This window comes from Pseudaminobacter soli (ex Zhang et al. 2022) (assembly GCF_014595955.1).
Lineage (GTDB): Bacteria > Pseudomonadota > Alphaproteobacteria > Rhizobiales > Rhizobiaceae > Kumtagia > Kumtagia pseudosoli.
Genome location: NZ_JABVCF010000005.1, coordinates 275,681 through 294,088 on the forward strand (window position 1 = coordinate 275,681; position 18,408 = coordinate 294,088).

Here is an 18,408-nt window from a genome sequence, read left to right on the forward strand (position 1 = left end):
GCGCTGCGCCTGACCGGGAAAGAAGAGAATGGCAAGACTCAAGGTCGACGGGAAAGAGATCGAGGTACCCGACCACTACACGCTGCTGCAGGCGGCGGAGGAGGCAGGCGCCGAAATCCCGCGCTTCTGCTTCCATGAGCGGCTGTCGATCGCCGGCAACTGCCGGATGTGCCTCGTCGAGGTGAAGGGAGGGCCGCCGAAGCCGCAGGCTTCGTGCGCCGTGGGCGTGCGCGACCTGCGCCCCGGCCCGAATGGCGAACTGCCCGAGATGTTCACCAACACGCCGATGGTCAAGAAGGCCCGCGAAGGCGTGATGGAATTCCTGCTGATCAACCACCCGCTGGATTGCCCGATCTGCGATCAGGGCGGCGAGTGCGACCTGCAGGACCAGGCGATGGCCTTCGGCGTCGACTCTTCGCGCTATCATGAGAACAAGCGCGCCGTGGAGGACAAGTACATCGGCCCACTCGTGAAGACGATCATGACGCGCTGCATCCATTGCACGCGCTGCGTCCGCTTCACGACAGAGGTAGCCGGCATCTCCGAACTCGGGCTGATCGGCCGCGGCGAGGACGCCGAGATCACGACCTATCTCGAACAGGCGATGACCTCGGAGTTGCAGGGCAACGTCATTGATCTCTGTCCGGTGGGCGCGCTGACCTCGCGACCCTACGCCTTCCAGGCGCGGCCCTGGGAACTGACCAAGACCGAATCCATCGACGTGATGGACGCGGTCGGTTCTGCCATCCGCGTCGACGCCCGCGGCCGCGAGGTCATGCGCATCATGCCGCGTGTCAACGACCAGGTGAACGAGGAGTGGATCTCCGACAAAACCCGCTTCATCTGGGACGGACTGCGCACCCAACGCCTCGACCGGCCTTACGTCCGTCGCAACGACAAGCTGACCCCAGCGAGTTGGTCGGAAGCGTTTGCCGCCGTTCGGGATGCCGTGTCGCGCACCGCTCCGGACCGGATCGGCGCCATGGCCGGCGATCTGGCCGCGGTCGAGGAGATGTATGCGCTGAAGCTGCTCATGCAGTCGCTCGGCTCCCGCAATCTGGACTGCCGCCAGGATGGGGCGAAGCTCGATCCGTCGCTCGGCCGCGGAAGCTACATCTTCAACCCCACGATCGAAGGCATCGAACACGCCGATGCCGTGCTCATCATCGGCTCCAATCCTCGTTTCGAGGCCTCGGTGCTCAACGCACGCATCCGCAAGCGCTGGCGCATGGGCGACCTGCCGATCGGCGTGATCGGCGAGGGCGGCGACCTGCGCTACGACTACGAGTTGCTGGGCGCCGGCCCCGAGACGTTGAGCCGGCTGGCCGCTGGCGAGGGCAGCTTCTACGAGAAGCTGAAGAATGCCTCGAATCCCCTGATCGTCGTGGGGCAGGGCGCTCTGACACGTCCTGACGGGTTTGCCGTGCTCGCCAAAGCCGCCAAGCTCGCCATGGATGTCGGCGCGCTCACAGAGGGCTGGAACGGTTTTGCAGTGCTCCACACGGCCGCTGCTCGCGTGGGCGGGCTCGACATCGGCTTCGTCCCGGGTGAGGGCGGACGCGATGTCGCCGGCATGCTGGACGGCGGCGCAGATCTGCTCTTCCTGCTCGGCGCCGACGAGTTCGACATGAGCCGTACGGGCAATGCCTTCGTGGTCTACATCGGCACGCATGGCGACCGGGGCGCACACCGCGCCGACGTCATCCTGCCGGCCGCCGCCTACACCGAAAAATCGGGTACCTACGTCAACACCGAGGGCCGGGTGCAGCGGACGGCTCGCGCCGGCTTTGCGCCAGGCGAGGCGCGGGAAGACTGGGCGATCCTCAGGGCGCTCTCCGATGTTCTGGGCAAGCGGCTGCCGTTCGACTCACTGGCGCAGCTCAGGGCGGCGCTACATGAAGAGTACCCGCATCTGCAGGACATCGACGACATCAAGCCGGGAACCGGCGAGGATGTCGCGCGGGCGGCTCAGCTCGGCGGGGAAATCGGTAGAGCCGCATTTGCATCTCCGATCGAAGACTTCTATCTGACGAACCCGATCGCGAGGGCTTCCGCAGTCATGGCCGAATGTTCGGCGCTGGCCCGCAGCGGCTTCAAACAGGCAGCCGAGTAGGGACGGCAATGGAATCCTTCTTCACATTCTATGTGCTTCCGGCACTGATCATTCTGATCAAGTCGGTCGCCCTGCTCGTCATTCTGCTGGTCTTCGTCGCCTATCTGCTTTACGCCGACCGAAAGGTGTGGGCGGCGGTGCAACTCCGGCGCGGGCCAAATGTCGTCGGCCCCTGGGGGCTGCTGCAGTCGTTCGCCGACCTGTTGAAGTTCGTCTTCAAGGAGCCGGTGATCCCGTCCGGCGCCAACAAGGTGGTCTTCCTGCTGGCGCCCGTGGTTTCGGCAACTTTGGCGCTCGCCGCCTGGGCCGTGGTTCCGGTCGATCATGGCTGGGCGGTCGCCAATATCAATGTCGGCATCCTCTACATCTTCGCCATCTCCTCGCTCGAGGTGTACGGCGTGATCATGGGCGGCTGGGCTTCGAACTCGAAGTACCCCTTCCTTGGCGCGCTTCGCTCGGCCGCGCAGATGGTCTCCTACGAGGTCTCGATCGGCTTCGTCATCGTCACCGTGCTGCTGTGCGTCGGCTCGCTCAACCTCACCGACATCGTGATGTCGCAGTCGGACGGACTGGGCACGATGCTCGGCCTGCCGAACAGCTTCCTCGACTGGTACTGGCTGCCGCTCTTCCCGATGTTCATCGTCTTCTTCATCTCGGCGCTTGCCGAGACGAACCGGCCGCCCTTCGACCTGGTGGAGGCCGAGTCGGAACTCGTCGCCGGCCACATGATCGAGTACTCCTCGACGCCCTTCTTGCTGTTCTTCCTCGGCGAGTATGTAGCGATCGTGCTGATGTGCGCGCTGACGACGATCCTGTTCCTCGGCGGATGGCTGCCGCCCTTCGACTTTGCGCCGTTCACCTGGATCCCGGGCGTGGTCTGGTTCGTGCTGAAGGTCACCTTTGTGTTCTTCATGTTCGCGCTGGTGAAGTCGTTCGTGCCGCGCTACCGCTACGACCAGCTCATGCGGCTCGGCTGGAAGGTGTTCCTGCCGCTGTCGATCGCCATGGTGGTCATCACGGCCGCCTTCCTGAAACTCACGGGGCTTGCCTGATGACGGCCAGCGTGATCGGCGCGCTCATCGGGCTTGGCGTGGCGGTGGTGGATTTCTTCCTGCTGCGCCTGCTCGCCAGCCGCGTCGATCTGCCGGAGACCAGGCAGGTCCTGAACATAACCGCAATCAGCCAGTTCGTGCTGATGCCGGTCGCGGGCTGGTTCGCCGGTTCGCTGATCTTTGGAGAATGAAATGTCAGCGCTAGCCCAAGCTGCCAAATCGCTGCTGTTGAAGGAGTTCGTGGCCGCAATCGTGCTCTCGATGCGCCAGTTCTTCGCGCCGAAGCCGACGATCAACTATCCCTTCGAGAAAGGGCCGGTCAGCCCGCGCTTCCGTGGCGAACACGCTCTGCGCCGCTATCCCAACGGCGAGGAACGCTGTATCGCCTGCAAGCTGTGCGAGGCCATCTGCCCGGCCCAGGCGATCACCATCGAGGCTGGCCCGCGGCGAAATGACGGCACCCGCCGCACGGTGCGCTACGACATCGACATGGTAAAGTGCATCTACTGCGGCTTCTGCCAGGAAGCCTGCCCGGTGGACGCGATCGTCGAGGGGCCGAACTTCGAGTTCGCCACCGAAACGCGCGAGGAACTCTACTATGACAAGGAGAAGCTCCTGGCCAACGGCGACCGCTGGGAGCGGGAGATTGCCCGCAACTTAGCTCTGGATGCGCCGTACCGGTGAGGTTCGGCGGTAGACGAGCCGCAACGGCGCGTCTAAGGAACACCGCGTCCCGGCCCGCAAGCGGAACAGGACGCAGACGGCGGCGCGATGCCGCCGCTCAAGGATGAGGCCCTAGGAAACCATGCTAAACGGATTAGAGGCGATCTTCTTCTATCTCTTCGCCTTTATTGCGGTCGCGGCGGCCTTCATGGTCATCTCGGCGCGTAATCCTGTGCACTCCGTGCTCTATCTAATCCTCACCTTCTTCAACGCCGCCGCGCTGTTCTTGCTCACCGGCGCCGAGTTCCTGGCGATGATTCTGCTCGTCGTTTATGTCGGAGCCGTGGCGGTGCTGTTCCTGTTCGTGGTGATGATGCTCGACGTGGACTTCGCCGAACTGAAGACGGGGGCTCTCGCCTATGCGCCGATTGGCGCTCTGGTCGGCATCATCCTGGCGGCCGAACTCATCGTCGTCGCCGGCGGCTATGCTTTCGCTCCGGAGCTCGCCTCGACGGTGGCCAAGCCAACGCCGGATCTCGCCACGCGCACCAACACGGCCGCGCTCGGCGACATCCTCTACACGGACTACGTCTTCTACTTCCAGATTGCCGGCCTGATCCTGCTGGTCGCCATGATCGGCGCGATCGTGCTGACGCTGCGCCACAAGCAGGGCATCAAGCGCCAGAACATCGCTCGCCAGGTCGCTCGCACGCCGGCGACCGCGATCGAAATCAAGAAGGTCGAGACGGGCAAGGGGATCTGACCATGCAAGTCGGCATCGCGCATTTTCTCACTGTCTCGGCAGTCCTGTTCACGCTGGGCGTGTTCGGCATCTTCCTGAACAGGAAGAACGTCATCGTCATCCTGATGTCGATCGAACTGATCCTGCTCGCCGTCAATATCAACTTCGTCGCGTTCTCGGCGGTTCTCGGCGATCTGGTCGGACAGGTGTTCGCGCTGTTCGTCCTCACCGTCGCGGCGGCTGAAGCCGCGATCGGTCTCGCCATTCTGGTCGTCTTCTTCCGCAACCGCGGCTCGATCGACGTCGAAGACATCAACCTGATGAAGGGCTGAGCGAAGGTTCCAGAATGTACCAGGCCATCGTTTTTCTTCCCCTTCTCGGCTTCCTGATCGCCGGGCTGTTCGGCACCCGGCTAGGTGCCAGGGCGTCCGAACTGATCACGTCCGGCTTCCTGGTGATCGCCGCCGCGCTCTCCTGGGTTGTCTTCTTCGACGTTGCTCTCGGCGACACGCAATCCTTTACCGTGCACCTGCTGCGCTTCATCGATTCCAACGGCCTGCAGGCCGACTGGGGACTCAGGATCGACACGCTGACGGCGGTGATGCTGGTCGTCGTCAACACGGTGTCGGCGCTCGTCCACATCTACTCGATCGGCTACATGCACCACGACCCGCATCGGCCGCGCTTCTTCGCCTACCTGTCGCTGTTCACCTTCGCGATGCTGATGCTGGTGACGTCTGACAACCTGGTCCAGATGTTCTTCGGCTGGGAGGGCGTCGGGCTCGCCTCCTACCTGCTGATCGGATTTTGGTACAAGAAGCCATCCGCCAACGCGGCCGCGATCAAGGCCTTCGTGGTCAACCGCGTCGGCGACTTCGGCTTCCTGCTCGGTCTTTTCGGCGTATTCGTTCTGTTCGGCTCGGTTTCGTTCGACACGATCTTCGCCAATGCGGCCTCGCTCGCTCCGGCTGCCGGACACGGCGCTGAAGGCGAGGCGGCGGCTGGTGTTGCCGCGGGCAGCGAGGTTGTCTTCAGCTTCCTGGGCTACCAACTCGACCGGGCATCGGCACTCACGGTCACCTGCCTGCTGCTGTTCATGGGCGCCATGGGCAAGTCCGCCCAGGTGCCACTGCACACGTGGCTGCCGGACGCCATGGAAGGCCCGACTCCGGTTTCGGCCCTGATCCATGCCGCGACCATGGTGACCGCCGGCGTGTTCATGGTGGCGCGGCTTTCGCCGCTCTTCGAACTGTCGGACACGGCGCTGCTCGTGGTGACGATCATCGGCGCGATCACCGCCTTCTTCGCGGCGACGGTCGGCCTGGTGCAGAACGACATCAAGCGCGTCATCGCCTATTCGACCTGCTCGCAACTGGGTTACATGTTCGTGGCGATCGGGCTCGGCTTCTACTCGGCCGCCATTTTCCACCTCTTCACGCACGCCTTCTTCAAGGCGCTGCTCTTCCTCGGCTCCGGCTCGGTCATCCACGCCGTCTCGGACGAGCAGGACATGCGCCGCATGGGCGGGCTGCGCAGGTTGATCCCGAAGACCTACTGGATGATGATCATTGGCACGCTGGCGCTGACCGGCGTGGGCATTCCTGCCACCGTGATCGGCACCGCAGGCTTCTTCTCGAAGGACGCCATCATCGAGGGTGCGTTCGCCGCCCACAGTGCAGTCGCTCCGATCGCCTTCACCCTGCTGGTAATCGCTGCGGCCTTCACGAGCTTCTATTCCTGGCGGCTGATCTTCATGACCTTCCACGGCACGCCGCGGGCGACCGCCGATGTCATGCACCACGTGCACGAATCGCCGCCAGTGATGCTGGTCCCGCTCTACCTGCTGGCCGTTGGCGCGCTGTTCGCGGGCTTTGTCTTCCACGACTACTTCATCGGCGAGGCCTATTCCGAGTTCTGGAAGGGCGCCCTGTTCATTCTGCCAGACAACCACGTACTGCACGATTTTCATGACGTGCCGTTCTGGGTGAAGTTGGCGCCGTTCGTGGCCATGTTGCTCGGCTTCTTCGTCGCCTGGCAGTTCTACATCCGCGATCCGGCGGCACCGGTACGGCTCGCCGAGCACCACCGCGGGCTGTACCGGTTCCTCTTGAACAAGTGGTACTTCGACGAACTCTACGACTACCTGTTCGTCAGGCCGGCCAAGCGGCTGGGGTACTTCCTCTGGAAGCGCGGCGACGGCTGGCTCATCGATGGCTTCGGTCCTGACGGCGTCTCGGCGCGCGTGCTGGATCTGACGAACCGCGTGGTCAAGCTGCAGACCGGCTATCTTTATCACTACGCCTTCGTGATGCTGATCGGCGTTGCCGCCCTCGTCACCTGGATGATGCTCGGGAGCAGCCTGTAATGACCGACTGGCCGATCCTTTCTACGGTCACGTTCCTACCTCTCGTCGGGGCGTTCCTCATCCTGCTGATCCGGGACGAGAGCGACGGCGCGCGCCGCAACATCCGGAACGTGGCGCTGCTGACCACGGTCTTCACCTTCGTGCTGTCGTTGTTCATCTGGATCGGCTTCAACCAAGCGGAGCCCGGCTTCCAGATGGTCGAGAAGACGGAATGGATGGGCGGGGGCATCAGCTACCACATGGGTGTCGACGGCATTTCCATGCTGTTCGTCATCCTGACCACCTTCCTGATGCCGATCTGCATCCTGGCGTCGTGGCAGTCGGTCGAGCATCGCGTGAAGGAGTATATGATCGCCTTCCTGCTGCTCGAGACGATGATGATCGGCGTGTTCTGCGCGCTCGACATCGTGCTGTTCTACGTGTTTTTCGAGGCAGGCCTCATCCCGATGTTCCTCATCATCGGCGTGTGGGGCGGCAAGCGGCGCGTCTATGCCAGCTTCAAGTTCTTCCTCTACACGCTGCTCGGCTCGGTGCTGATGCTGCTCGCCATCATGGCCATGTACTGGCAGGCGGGCACGACCGACATCCCGACGCTGCTCACCCACAACTTCCCGGCCTCGATGCAGCCATGGCTATGGCTCGCCTTCTTCGCCTCGTTCGCGGTGAAGATGCCGATGTGGCCGGTCCACACCTGGCTGCCGGACGCGCACGTCGAGGCGCCGACGGCGGGGTCCGTCGTGCTGGCAGCGATCCTCCTGAAGATGGGCGGCTACGGCTTCCTGCGCTTCTCGTTGCCGATGTTCCCGATCGCCTCGGCCGACTTCGCGCCGCTGATCTACACCCTGTCCGTGGTGGCGATCATCTACACCTCGCTGGTCGCGCTGATGCAGGAGGACATGAAGAAGCTGATCGCCTATTCGTCAGTGGCGCATATGGGCTACGTCACGATGGGCATCTTCGCGATGAACCAGACCGGCATCCAGGGCGCGCTCTTCCAGATGCTGTCGCACGGGCTGGTATCCGGCGCTCTGTTCCTGTGCGTCGGCGTCGTCTACGATCGGATGCACACCCGTGAGATCGCGGCCTATGGCGGCCTAGTGAACAACATGCCGAAATATGCGGTGGTGTTCCTGATCTTTACCATGGCCAATGTCGGCCTGCCGGGCACCAGCGGCTTCATCGGCGAGTTCCTGACGTTGATCGGCATCTTCCAGGTCAACACCTGGGTGGCGCTGTTCGCCACCTCCGGCGTGATCCTGTCTGCGGCCTATGCGCTGTGGCTCTACCGCAAGGTGATCTTCGGGGCACTCACCAAGGACAGCCTGAAAGGCCTGCTCGACCTGTCGATCCGCGAGAAGGCGATCATCTACCCGCTGGCGGTGCTCACCATCTTCTTCGGCGTGTATCCCGCGCCGATCCTGGACGTGACCGCTGCCTCGGTGCAGTCGCTCGTCAGCTCCGTAACCGCCTCGCTCGAAGCGGCGCAGACCGCCGCCGCGCACTGAGAGATAGCCGTATGAGCCTGGAACTCCATCAAAGCCTGTCGCTCGCAACACCGGAGCTTATGATCGCGCTCGGCGCGATGGTTCTGCTCATGGTCGGCGTCTTTTCGGGCGAACGGGCCAACAATACGGTGACCGGGCTGGCCGTAGCGATCCTGATCGGCGCCGGCGCCTGGATGCTGATGTTCACTGGCGACGGCACTGCGTTCGGCGGTGCCTTCGTCACCGACGCCTTCGGCCGCTTCATGAAGGTCCTTACGCTGATCGGCTCGATCGTGACGCTGATCATGTCGGTCGGCTTCGCCAAGGCCGAGAAATTCGACAAGTTCGAGTATCCGGTCCTCATCATGCTAGCCACGCTCGGCATGATGCTGATGATCTCGGCCAACAGCATGATCTCGCTCTATCTCGGCCTCGAGCTGCAGTCGCTGGCCCTCTACGTGGTCGCTGCGATCAATCGCGAGAACGTGCGCTCAACCGAAGCGGGCCTGAAGTATTTCGTGCTGGGCGCGCTCTCGTCAGGCATGCTGCTCTATGGCGTGTCGCTGGTCTATGGCTATACCGGCAACACCGGCTTCGACGAGATCGCGGCCGCGCTCGGCCAAGGCGAGCGGCAGCTCGGCCTGGTCTTCGGCCTCGTGTTCGTGCTCGCCGGCCTGGCCTTCAAGATCTCCGCAGTGCCCTTCCACATGTGGACGCCGGACGTCTACGAAGGAGCGCCCACTCCGGTGACCGCATTCTTCTCCGCCGCGCCCAAGATGGCGGCAATGGCACTCCTGGTCCGTGTGACGCTCGGCGCCTTCGAACCGATCGCTCCGGACTGGCGGCAGATCATCGTGTTCATCGCCATCGCATCGATGGTCCTGGGTTCGGTGGCGGCGATCGGGCAGAGGAATATCAAGCGCCTGATGGCTTACTCCTCGATCGGTCATGTGGGCTTCGCCCTAGTCGGTCTTGCCGCCAATACGCAGGCCGGCATCACCGGCGTGCTGCTCTACATGCTGATCTACCTGGTGATGACGCTCGGCACCTTCGCCTTCATTCTCGCGATGCGCCGCAAGGACGGCAATGTCGAGCAAATCGGCGATCTCGCAGGCCTGTCCACCACGAACCCGGTGATGGCGACGATCATGACCATCATGATGTTCTCGCTGGCCGGCATCCCGCCGCTCGCGGGATTCTGGGCGAAGTGGTACGTGTTCCTGGCGGCCATCAACGCCGAACTCTACACGCTGGCGGTGATCGGCGTGTTGGCTTCGGTGGTGGGCGCTTACTATTACCTGCGCATCATCAAGGTCATGTGGTTCGACGAGTCGGTCGGCGGCTTCCTGCCGATGGCGAGCGAACTGCGCCTGGTGCTGGGCGTCTCGGGAGCGTTCATCCTCTTCTACATCTTCGTCGGCGGCCCGATCGCCTCCGTTGCGGATGCCGCGGCCAAGTCGTTCTTCTAAGGGATGCAATTCAACCTCGCTCCGACCGCAATCACCGACGGTTACCGGCTGGACCCTCACGAGACGGTCGGTTCCACCAACGCGCTGGCGATCGAGCATGGCCAAGCGGGCGATCCGGGAAAGCTCTGGGTCGTCTCCGACCGGCAGGAGAGCGGTCGCGGAAGGCGAGGGCGGGCCTGGTCGACGCCGGCGGGCAACCTGGCAGCGACGCTTCTGCTGATCTCAGACGGCGAACTGAAGCACGCCGCGACCCTGGGCTTTGTCGCCGGCCTGGCGCTATCGGACGCGCTCGAGGCCGTCGCCCCCGGTGTTGCGGTGTCTGTTGCAGCGGACGGGGGCTCGGCGCAGAACGGCGGCCGCTTTGAACTGAAATGGCCGAACGATGTGCTGGCCGGCGGCGCCAAGATGGCCGGCATCCTGCTGGAATCGGCGCTGCTCGACCATGGCCGGGCGGCAGTGGCGATTGGGATCGGTGTCAATGTCGTGACCCATCCGGAGGATGTTCCCTATCCCGCAACCTCGCTGAAGGCGCTTGGCGCCCGCTGCGATGCAGGATCCTTGTTTTTCGCGCTGTCGGATGCCTGGTGTACTGCATTCAGGCAATGGGATGAGGGCAGGGGACTGGATCGCGTCCGCAGGCGCTGGCTGGAACGCGCGGCGGGGCTGGGAAGTGAGGTCGCGGTCCGCGCGGGCGGCAGGGTCGTGCGGGGCACGTTCGACACTATTGACGAGGAATGCCGGTTCGTCATCCGGGAGAGCAATGGCGACACGATCGCGATCACGGCCGGCGACGTCCATTTCGGCGCCGTCGCTTCGGCTAGTGCGGTGTGAACGAGAAGATGGCGCGGGGCCCCAGGCGATCCTGCGAGGCGGAGTAGAGATGGCAAAGTACTCAGGACCCGAATTCGTCTTCGCACCCCTGGGAGGGGTCGGCGAGATCGGAATGAACTTCGCGCTCTACGGCTTCGGTCCGGCGGACGCCCGGGAGTGGCTGGTCGTAGACGTTGGAGTGACCTTTCCGGATGCCGGGTTGCCGGGCGTGGACCTCGTGCTGCCGGACATACGGTTCATCGAGGAGCAGGCGGACCGGCTGCGCGGGATCGTGATCACCCACGCTCATGAGGACCACTATGGCGCCTTGCTCGACCTCTGGCCGCGGCTGAAGGCGCCGGTCTGGATGACGCCGTTCACGGCGGGGCTTCTAGAGGCTCGGCGATCGGACGAGGCCGGCCCGAAGCTGCCGATCACCATCTTCCGTCCTGGCGAGCGCTTCACAGTCGGTCCGTTCCAAATTGAGGCAATTCCGGTCACCCACTCGATCCCCGAGCCGGTGTCGCTTGCCATCACAAGCCCGCTCGGGACCGTCATCCATACGGCCGACTGGAAGATCGACCCGGCGCCAGAGATCGGTCCGCTCACCGACGAGCCGCGGTTCCGCGCGTCAGGAGACGCGGGCGTGCTGGCCCTGATCTGCGATTCCACGAACGCGCTTCGCGAGGGCGAATCCCCTTCCGAGCAGGCGGTGGGCAGGGGCCTGCGCCAAGTGATCGAAAGGGCGCCTGCGCGCGTGGCAGTCACTACCTTCTCCTCCAACGTAGGGCGCATCCGCTCCATTGCCGAGGCCGCGCGCGACGCGGGGCGGCAGTGCCTGGTGCTCGGCCGCTCGCTGAAGCGGGTGATCAACGTCGCCTCGGAACTCGGATACATGGACGGGCTGCCGCAGTTCATCACCGAGGAGGAATACGGCTACATACCTCGGGAGAACCTCGTCGTGATCTGCACCGGCAGCCAGGGCGAGGCGCGCGCGGCGCTGGCCAAGCTGGCGCGCAACGAGATGAAGACCGTGGCGCTCTCGGCCGGCGACACGGTCGTCTTCTCCTCGCGGACCATCCCAGGGAACGAAAAGGCGATCCTGGAGATCAAGAACGGGCTCATCGACCAGGGGGTCAGGATTATCGAGGACGGCGATGGCGCGTTGGTTCATGTCTCCGGTCATCCGCGGCGCAACGAACTGCGCCGGATGTACGAGTGGACCAGGCCGCGGATCGGAATCCCCGTCCATGGCGAGGCGGCGCATCTCGTGGCGCATGGTGCGCTGATGGCCGAGGCCGGCATTCCGGAAGTCGCCCAGGTCCGCAATGGCGACATGATCCGCCTTGCGCCGGGAGAGGCCGAGATCATCGATCAGGTGCCGTTCGGCCGGATGTACAAGGACGGCAAGATCGTCGGAGACGACGAGGCGACGGGGCTTCGCGAACGGCGCAAGCTTTCCTTCGTCGGTCACGTCGCCGTCAACGTGGTGTTCGACGACCGCTATGAACTCGCCGGAGACCCCGACCTGGTCGCGATCGGCGTCGCCAAGGTCGATGGCTATGGAGAGGATCTCGAGGAACTGATGCTGGAATCGGCGGTCGGAGCGGTCGACTCCATCCCTCGCGCCCGCAGGAAGGACCTCGACCTCGTGCAGGAGGCGGTACGCCGCGCCGTGCGTGCCGCGGCAAACGATGCCTGGGGCAAGAAGCCACTGGTGACGGTGTTTGTTACGAGGTAGTTGTGCGTCCCAAGCACGATTGGGATCAAAATGCTCGGACGTCTGAACCATATCGCCATTGCCGTTCCTGATCTGGAGAAGGCGACGGCGATCTATCGCGACATGCTGGGCGCGACGGTGAGCGATCTGCAACCTCTCCCCGAGCATGGGGTCACCGTGGTTTTCGTCGACGTGGGCAACACCAAGGTGGAACTCCTCGAGCCCTTGGGCGATTCCTCGCCGATCGCCACTTTCCTGGAGAAGAACCCGGCTGGCGGGATGCACCATGTCTGCCATGAGGTTGATGACATCGTTTCCGCCCGTGATCGCCTGAGGGCGGCGGGTGCTCGCGTCCTAGGCGATGGCGAGCCCAGGATCGGCGCCCACGGCAAACCCGTCCTGTTCCTGCATCCGAAGGATTTCTGCGGGACGCTCCTCGAACTCGAGCAGGCCTGACATGCCGTATGTTTCCGCACTGGCGGTCTTCTTTATCATCTGGTGGGTGGTGCTCTTCGCGGTGCTCCCGTTCGGGCTGAAGACACAAGATGACGACGGGGAGCGCGTAATGGGCACTGTCTCCAGTGCGCCGCAGGGGCCGCATATGCTGAGGGCGGTGATCTGGACGACCATCGTCTCCCTCATGATCTTCGGCTTGCTTGTTCTTGTGACCCGCTACTACGGGCTGGGCTTCGACGACATTCCGCGCGTACTTCCGGAATTCAGATAGGCGTGTGCCTCGCGCCGCCGTCAGAAATCTGCACAAAAAAAATGCAAGGCCAGAGGCCTTGCAATTTTTAACGCGTCCGATCTGCTTTCCGGTAGCCGGCGGCAGCGAGTATCGCGCCTAGATCGCATCCTCCCAAGACTTGACCGCGTAGGAGAACGATTTTTCGTCGTCCTCTCGTTATGCGAAAACACCTTAGACCAAGGAAGGACAAATTGTCACGGAAAATTTTGTCCGGAAAGGAGCTTTGATGTGCTGCGGTGCACAACGGTGAGGCGGCGCCTGCCTTAAAATGCGACAGGGATAAGCGAGGTTCGATCGTGGGTTGCGCGGGTTTCCATCCCGTCATGAAATCGCTATGAAGCGCCTGCAGGACAGTCGCTCCTGCCGCCGATTCCGGTGCTGTTCCCTGCATTAACGGTTGTTCTGACATGCGGCTGTCGCGCTACTTCCTGCCGATCCTCAAGGAGACTCCCCGCGAGGCCGAAATCGTATCGCATCGCCTGATGCTGCGCGCCGGCATGATCCGCCAGCAGGGAGCAGGAAGCTTCTCCTGGCTGCCGCTCGGCAAGCGCGTTCTCGACAAGGTCTGCCAGATCGTCCGCGAGGAGCAGAACAGGGCTGGCGCGCTCGAGATCCTGATGCCGACCATCCAGTCCGCTGATCTCTGGCGCGAGAGCGGCCGCTACGACGACTATGGCAAGGAGATGCTGCGCATCAAGGACCGGCACGAGCGCGACATGCTGTTCGGGCCGACTAACGAGGAGATGGTGACCGAGATCTTCCGGTCCTACGTGAAGTCCTACAAGGATCTGCCGCTCAATCTCTATCACATCCAATGGAAGTTCCGCGACGAGGTGCGCCCGCGCTTTGGCGTGATGCGCAGCCGCGAGTTCCTGATGAAGGACGCCTATTCCTTCGACCTCGACTATGAAGGCGCGAAGGCGGCTTACAACCGGATGTTCGTCTCGTATCTGCGCACATTCACCCGCATGGGACTGAAGGCGATCCCGATGCGCGCCGATACGGGGCCGATCGGCGGCGATCTGAGCCACGAGTTCATCATCCTCGCCGACACCGGCGAGAGCCAGGTCTTCTGCGACCGCGAGTTCCTCGAGCTTTCGGTTCCCGGTGAGGACACCGACTTCGCCAACGATGCCGAGATCGGCGGCATCGTGAAGCAGTGGACGACGCCTTACGCCGCGACCGAGGAGATGCACGACGAGGCGGCCTGGGGAGCGCTTCCCGAGGCCGAGAGGCTTTCCGCGCGGGGCATCGAGGTCGGCCACATCTTCCATTTCGGCGAGAAGTATTCCAAGCCAATGGGCGCCAAGGTGGCGGGACCGGACGGCAAGGATCACTTCGTCTCGATGGGCTCATATGGCATCGGGCCGAGTCGGCTGATCGCGGCGATCATCGAGGCGAGCCATGACGAGAACGGCATCATCTGGCCGGAGGCGGTGGCGCCGTTCGACGTGGCCCTCATCAACATGAAGGCAGGGGACGCGGAGTGCGACCGCGCCTGCGACGAGCTCTACCGTGAACTGTCGGCCGCCGGACACGATGTGCTCTACGACGACACTGACCAGCGGCCCGGCGGCAAATTCGCCTCCGCCGACCTGATCGGACTTCCGTGGCAGGTCATCATCGGCCCGCGGGGTGTTGCTGTGGGGGAGGCCGAGATCAAGCGGCGTAGGTCCGGCGAGCGCTTTACGGCACCGCTCGCCGAGGTGGCGCGGCGGCTTTCGGACCTCTCGGCATGACGGAAAAGGCCGCGGCGAAGCCGGCCGGAGCAGGCGCCTTCTCGACCTTCGAGCGCATGGTCGCGTGGCGCTATCTGCGCTCGCGCCGCAAGGAGACTGTGATCTCGGTGATCGCCTCGATCTCCTTCATCGGCATCATGCTGGGCGTCGCGACGCTGATCATCGTCATGGCTGTCATGAACGGCTTCCGCGCCGAGCTGCTGTCGCGGATTCTCGGCATCAACGGCCATCTGGTCGTGACCCCGGTCGACCTGCCGCTCGACGACTACGAAGCGCTTGCAACCCGCATCAATGGCGTTCCGGGCGTGCGATACGCCATTCCCCTGATCGAGGGGCAGGTGCTCGCCACGGGCCTTGCCGGCCCGGGCAATGGCGCTCTCGTGCGCGGTATCCGGGGTGAGGACCTTGCCAAAGTCAGCCTGGTGTCGGGCAATATCAGGGAAGGTTCGCTGACGGGGTTCGACACGAGCGAGGGCGTCGCCATCGGACGCAGGATGGCCGACAATCTCGGGCTGGTTTTGGGCGAGACCATCACGCTCGTTGCGCCGGAGGGCGATGCGACGCCTTTTGGCACGTCGCCTCGCGTAAAAGCCTATCCGGTCACGGCCATCTTCGAGGTCGGCATGTCCGAATACGACTCGTCGATCGTCTTCATGCCGCTCAGCGAAGCGCAGCTCTATTTCAATATGGAGGGCCAGGCGCAATCGATCGAGGTGTTCGTCGACAATCCTGACGGCGTGGACGCGCTGAAGCTCAAGGTCGAGGAGGCGGCCGGGCGGCCGATCTACCTGACCGACTGGCGACAACGCAACCAGACCTTCTTCTCGGCGCTGCAGGTCGAGCGAAACGTCATGTTCATGATCCTGACGCTGATAGTGCTGGTGGCCGCGCTCAACATCATCTCTGGCCTCGTCATGCTGGTGAAGGACAAGGGGCACGACATCGCCATCCTGCGTACGATGGGGGCGACGCGCGGCGCGATCATGCGCATCTTCCTGATGACGGGTGCTGCGATCGGGGTGACCGGCACCATTGCCGGCGTGGTGCTCGGTATTGTCGTGTGCCTGAATGTCGAGAGCATCCGGCAGTTCTTCTCCTGGATTTCCGGCACCGTGCTGTTCAATCCGGAGCTCTATTTCCTCAGCAGGCTGCCGGCGCAGATGGATCTGGGAGAGACCGCCTCGGTTGTGGCAATGGCCCTAGTGCTTTCCTTCCTCGCCACGATCTTTCCGGCATGGCGCGCCGCGCGCCTCGATCCCGTCGAAGCGCTGCGATACGAATAGATGGCCGACAACATCGTTCTCGAATTGAAGGCGGTCGAGCGCCACTACGTGCAGGGCCAGCGCAAGCTGACGATCCTGAACGGGGCCGAATTCGTGCTGACCCGCGGCGAGATGGTGGCGCTGGTGGCGCCTTCCGGCACGGGCAAGTCGACGCTTCTGCACACGGCAGGCCTGCTGGAGCGGCCGGATGCGGGCGATGTCATCCTCTCCGGCCGGGCGTGCGGGCGGCTCTCCGATGACGAGCGCACGGCCATCCGCCGCAACGACATCGGCTTCGTCTATCAATTCCATCACCTGCTGCCGGAGTTCTCGGCCGTGGAGAACGTGATGATGCCGCAACTGGTGAAGGGCCTCCCGGTCAAGGAGGCGCACAGCCGCGCCATGCAACTGCTCGACTACATGCAGATTGCAAAGCGCGCCGATCACCGGCCCGCCGAACTCTCCGGAGGTGAGCAGCAGCGGGTGGCGATCGCACGCGCCGTTGCCAATGCGCCGCTGGTGCTCCTGGCCGACGAGCCGACCGGCAATCTCGATCCGGCCACCGCGTCCTATGTGTTCGATGCGCTCTCGGCACTGGTAAGGCAGTCCGGGCTGGCGGCGCTGATCGCCACGCACAATCACGAGCTCGCGCAGCGTATGGACCGGCGCGTCACCTTGGCTGAAGGGCACGTTGTGCCTCTTTGAAGGTGGAGCGGCCGCTCGAGCGAGACCGCCACGACACGCCGAAGGAACGGCCTCTGCACCGAAGCGTTTGACACCAAACGCCAAGCAGGAGGTCGAGATGTCACCCGAAGCCGCCGGCTCCCACGCAGAGGAGCTTTCCATCGAGCCTTTCGACGGCACCGTGACGGTCAGGTTTTCAGACGCGGTAATCGCTTCGACGCGGCGCGCGAGGATATTGCAGGAGCCCGGCAGGGAGCCGGTCCTCTATATACCTTTCGAGGACATCTATTTCGACTTCCTGAAGCGGGCGAACCACTCGACCCGCTGCCCGATCAAGGGGACTGCGAGCTATTGGGACGTCAGCGCCGTCGGCGACGGCGCCCGCAACGTCATGTGGGCCTACGAGACCCCGAACCCGGTGGCATCGGCGATCGCAGATCACGGCGCCTTCGACGAGCGGCTCGTCTCGATCGACGCCGATCCGATCCCGGACACGGCGCACAGGCCGCACCTTGCGGAGTAGCCGGACCGTCCTTGGCGGATAGTACGGGGCCTAGCGCGGGAGCGCCTAGCGGTGTTTCGTTATTCGGCCGGGCGAGCGTAGTGACGCGCGAGCCGGATGACGCCGAGGCGACCTTTCGCGAGCTATTCAGGAGCAAGCGGACTGAGAACGTCCTGCTGTATGTCCCGGAAAGGAACAAAGAAGCTTCAAGCGTATTGAGCAATCAGCTCAATAGCATGAGGGAAAAGGCTGATGAAATTCCTTCGCGACAACGGGCTGACGATCGCCCTGACGCTCGCCTTCCTTCTCACCCTGATCGGCATGGCCGTCTCCGGCTGGAGCGCATATAACGAGGAGCTTGCCGAACACGGCCGTGCCGGCATCGGCCTCCTCGCCTATCTCGGCAGCGGCGACTTTATTTCCGCGCTCTTCGAGAACTGGGAGAGCGAGTTCCTGCAGATGGCGGCCTATGTGATCCTGACGGCCTATCTCTTTCAGCGCGGCTCGGCGGAGTCGCGGGATCCGGATGGCGGCGATGAGGAGGAAGAACGCCGGCGGCCGCTCAAGGCACCCGGGATGAGCAGCGTTGGCCGGTTCCTTTATGCCTATTCGCTCGGCATCGCTCTTGCCCTACTGTTCGTGTTCTCCTTCGGCTTGCATCTCAGCGGCAGCCTCGACGCCGCGAACGAGGAGGCGCTCCTCCACGGGGGCGAAGTGAAGAGCGTCGCCGCCTACATCGCCGAGCCCCGCTTCTGGTTCGAGTCGTTCCAGAACTGGCAGTCCGAATTCCTGTCGACCGCGGTGCTGGTCGTGCTCTCGATATTCCTGCGCTTCCGCGGCTCGCCCGAATCCAAGCCGGTCAACGCCCCGCACAAGCAGACCGGGACCTGAGATCCGTCTCGAGATCCTGCTTTGACGCCCTCCCAAATCGCGAACGGACGTGTTCGCTCAGGCGCCCCACTCGATTACACATTCTTAATCATCCGCCGACTGGTCTTCTACCGCGCTGCAGCACTATCTTAGGACTGCATTCGTGCTCCTATTGGAGTGCACGA

General features: G+C 63.6%; 18 protein-coding genes. All 18 read left to right on the forward strand.

Annotated features, from left to right (window positions below):
* Positions 1 to 28: 28 nt before the first annotated feature.
* A complete protein-coding gene (nuoG, locus tag HUI96_RS11735) occupies positions 29 to 2,113 on the forward strand; it encodes an NADH-quinone oxidoreductase subunit NuoG (RefSeq protein WP_188254837.1) in 2,085 nt (694 codons plus the stop codon).
* An 8-nt stretch (positions 2,114 to 2,121) separates the two neighbouring features.
* Complete coding sequence (gene nuoH / locus HUI96_RS11740) at positions 2,122 to 3,165, forward strand: NADH-quinone oxidoreductase subunit NuoH (protein ID WP_188254838.1); 1,044 nt, start codon at positions 2,122 to 2,124, stop codon at positions 3,163 to 3,165.
* Positions 3,165 to 3,356: a hypothetical protein gene (locus tag HUI96_RS11745; RefSeq protein ID WP_188254839.1), complete on the forward strand. Its 192-nt coding sequence runs from the start codon at positions 3,165 to 3,167 to the stop codon at positions 3,354 to 3,356. Before nuoH ends, HUI96_RS11745 begins: the two co-directional genes overlap by 1 nt.
* Position 3,357: 1 nt before the next feature.
* Positions 3,358 to 3,849: an NADH-quinone oxidoreductase subunit NuoI gene (gene nuoI / locus HUI96_RS11750; RefSeq protein ID WP_188254840.1), complete on the forward strand. Its 492-nt coding sequence runs from the start codon at positions 3,358 to 3,360 to the stop codon at positions 3,847 to 3,849.
* Between the two features lie 121 nt (positions 3,850 to 3,970).
* A complete protein-coding gene (locus HUI96_RS11755; RefSeq protein ID WP_188254841.1) occupies positions 3,971 to 4,591 on the forward strand; it encodes an NADH-quinone oxidoreductase subunit J in 621 nt (206 codons plus the stop codon).
* A gap of 2 nt (positions 4,592 to 4,593) precedes the next feature.
* On the forward strand, positions 4,594 to 4,902 hold the full coding sequence (gene nuoK, locus HUI96_RS11760) for an NADH-quinone oxidoreductase subunit NuoK (RefSeq protein ID WP_188254842.1): 309 nt from the start codon (positions 4,594 to 4,596) through the stop codon (positions 4,900 to 4,902).
* Between the two features lie 14 nt (positions 4,903 to 4,916).
* Positions 4,917 to 6,935: an NADH-quinone oxidoreductase subunit L gene (nuoL, locus tag HUI96_RS11765; RefSeq protein ID WP_188254843.1), complete on the forward strand. Its 2,019-nt coding sequence runs from the start codon at positions 4,917 to 4,919 to the stop codon at positions 6,933 to 6,935.
* On the forward strand, positions 6,935 to 8,440 hold the full coding sequence (locus HUI96_RS11770) for an NADH-quinone oxidoreductase subunit M (RefSeq protein WP_188254844.1): 1,506 nt from the start codon (positions 6,935 to 6,937) through the stop codon (positions 8,438 to 8,440). Before nuoL ends, HUI96_RS11770 begins: the two co-directional genes overlap by 1 nt.
* A gap of 11 nt (positions 8,441 to 8,451) precedes the next feature.
* On the forward strand, positions 8,452 to 9,888 hold the full coding sequence (gene nuoN, locus HUI96_RS11775; protein ID WP_188254845.1) for an NADH-quinone oxidoreductase subunit NuoN: 1,437 nt from the start codon (positions 8,452 to 8,454) through the stop codon (positions 9,886 to 9,888).
* A 3-nt stretch (positions 9,889 to 9,891) separates the two neighbouring features.
* Positions 9,892 to 10,719 carry a biotin--[acetyl-CoA-carboxylase] ligase gene (locus HUI96_RS11780; RefSeq protein ID WP_188254846.1) on the forward strand — a complete coding sequence of 276 codons (828 nt, stop codon included), beginning with the start codon at positions 9,892 to 9,894 and terminating at the stop codon, positions 10,717 to 10,719.
* A 49-nt stretch (positions 10,720 to 10,768) separates the two neighbouring features.
* Positions 10,769 to 12,439, forward strand: a complete 1,671-nt coding sequence (locus HUI96_RS11785; protein WP_188254847.1) for a ribonuclease J — start codon at positions 10,769 to 10,771, stop codon at positions 12,437 to 12,439.
* Between the two features lie 30 nt (positions 12,440 to 12,469).
* Positions 12,470 to 12,874, forward strand: a complete 405-nt coding sequence (gene mce, locus HUI96_RS11790) for a methylmalonyl-CoA epimerase (protein ID WP_188254848.1) — start codon at positions 12,470 to 12,472, stop codon at positions 12,872 to 12,874.
* Between the two features lies 1 nt (position 12,875).
* Positions 12,876 to 13,145: a DUF1467 family protein gene (locus HUI96_RS11795; RefSeq protein ID WP_188254849.1), complete on the forward strand. Its 270-nt coding sequence runs from the start codon at positions 12,876 to 12,878 to the stop codon at positions 13,143 to 13,145.
* 428 nt (positions 13,146 to 13,573) lie between these two features.
* Positions 13,574 to 14,905, forward strand: coding sequence for a proline--tRNA ligase (proS, locus tag HUI96_RS11800; RefSeq protein WP_188254850.1), 1,332 nt, complete (start codon positions 13,574 to 13,576; stop codon positions 14,903 to 14,905).
* Positions 14,902 to 16,188, forward strand: a complete 1,287-nt coding sequence (locus HUI96_RS11805; protein ID WP_188254851.1) for a lipoprotein-releasing ABC transporter permease subunit — start codon at positions 14,902 to 14,904, stop codon at positions 16,186 to 16,188. The genes proS and HUI96_RS11805 overlap by 4 nt, the downstream gene beginning before the upstream one ends.
* On the forward strand, positions 16,189 to 16,872 hold the full coding sequence (locus HUI96_RS11810; protein ID WP_188254852.1) for an ABC transporter ATP-binding protein: 684 nt from the start codon (positions 16,189 to 16,191) through the stop codon (positions 16,870 to 16,872).
* A 97-nt stretch (positions 16,873 to 16,969) separates the two neighbouring features.
* The gene (locus HUI96_RS11815) at positions 16,970 to 17,374 is read left to right on the forward strand and encodes a DUF427 domain-containing protein (RefSeq protein ID WP_188254853.1); all 405 of its coding nucleotides are present in this window, start codon (positions 16,970 to 16,972) and stop codon (positions 17,372 to 17,374) included.
* Positions 17,375 to 17,605: 231 nt separating this feature from the next.
* Positions 17,606 to 18,244 carry a DUF6766 family protein gene (locus tag HUI96_RS11820; RefSeq protein WP_188254854.1) on the forward strand — a complete coding sequence of 213 codons (639 nt, stop codon included), beginning with the start codon at positions 17,606 to 17,608 and terminating at the stop codon, positions 18,242 to 18,244.
* Positions 18,245 to 18,408 lie beyond the last annotated feature (164 nt).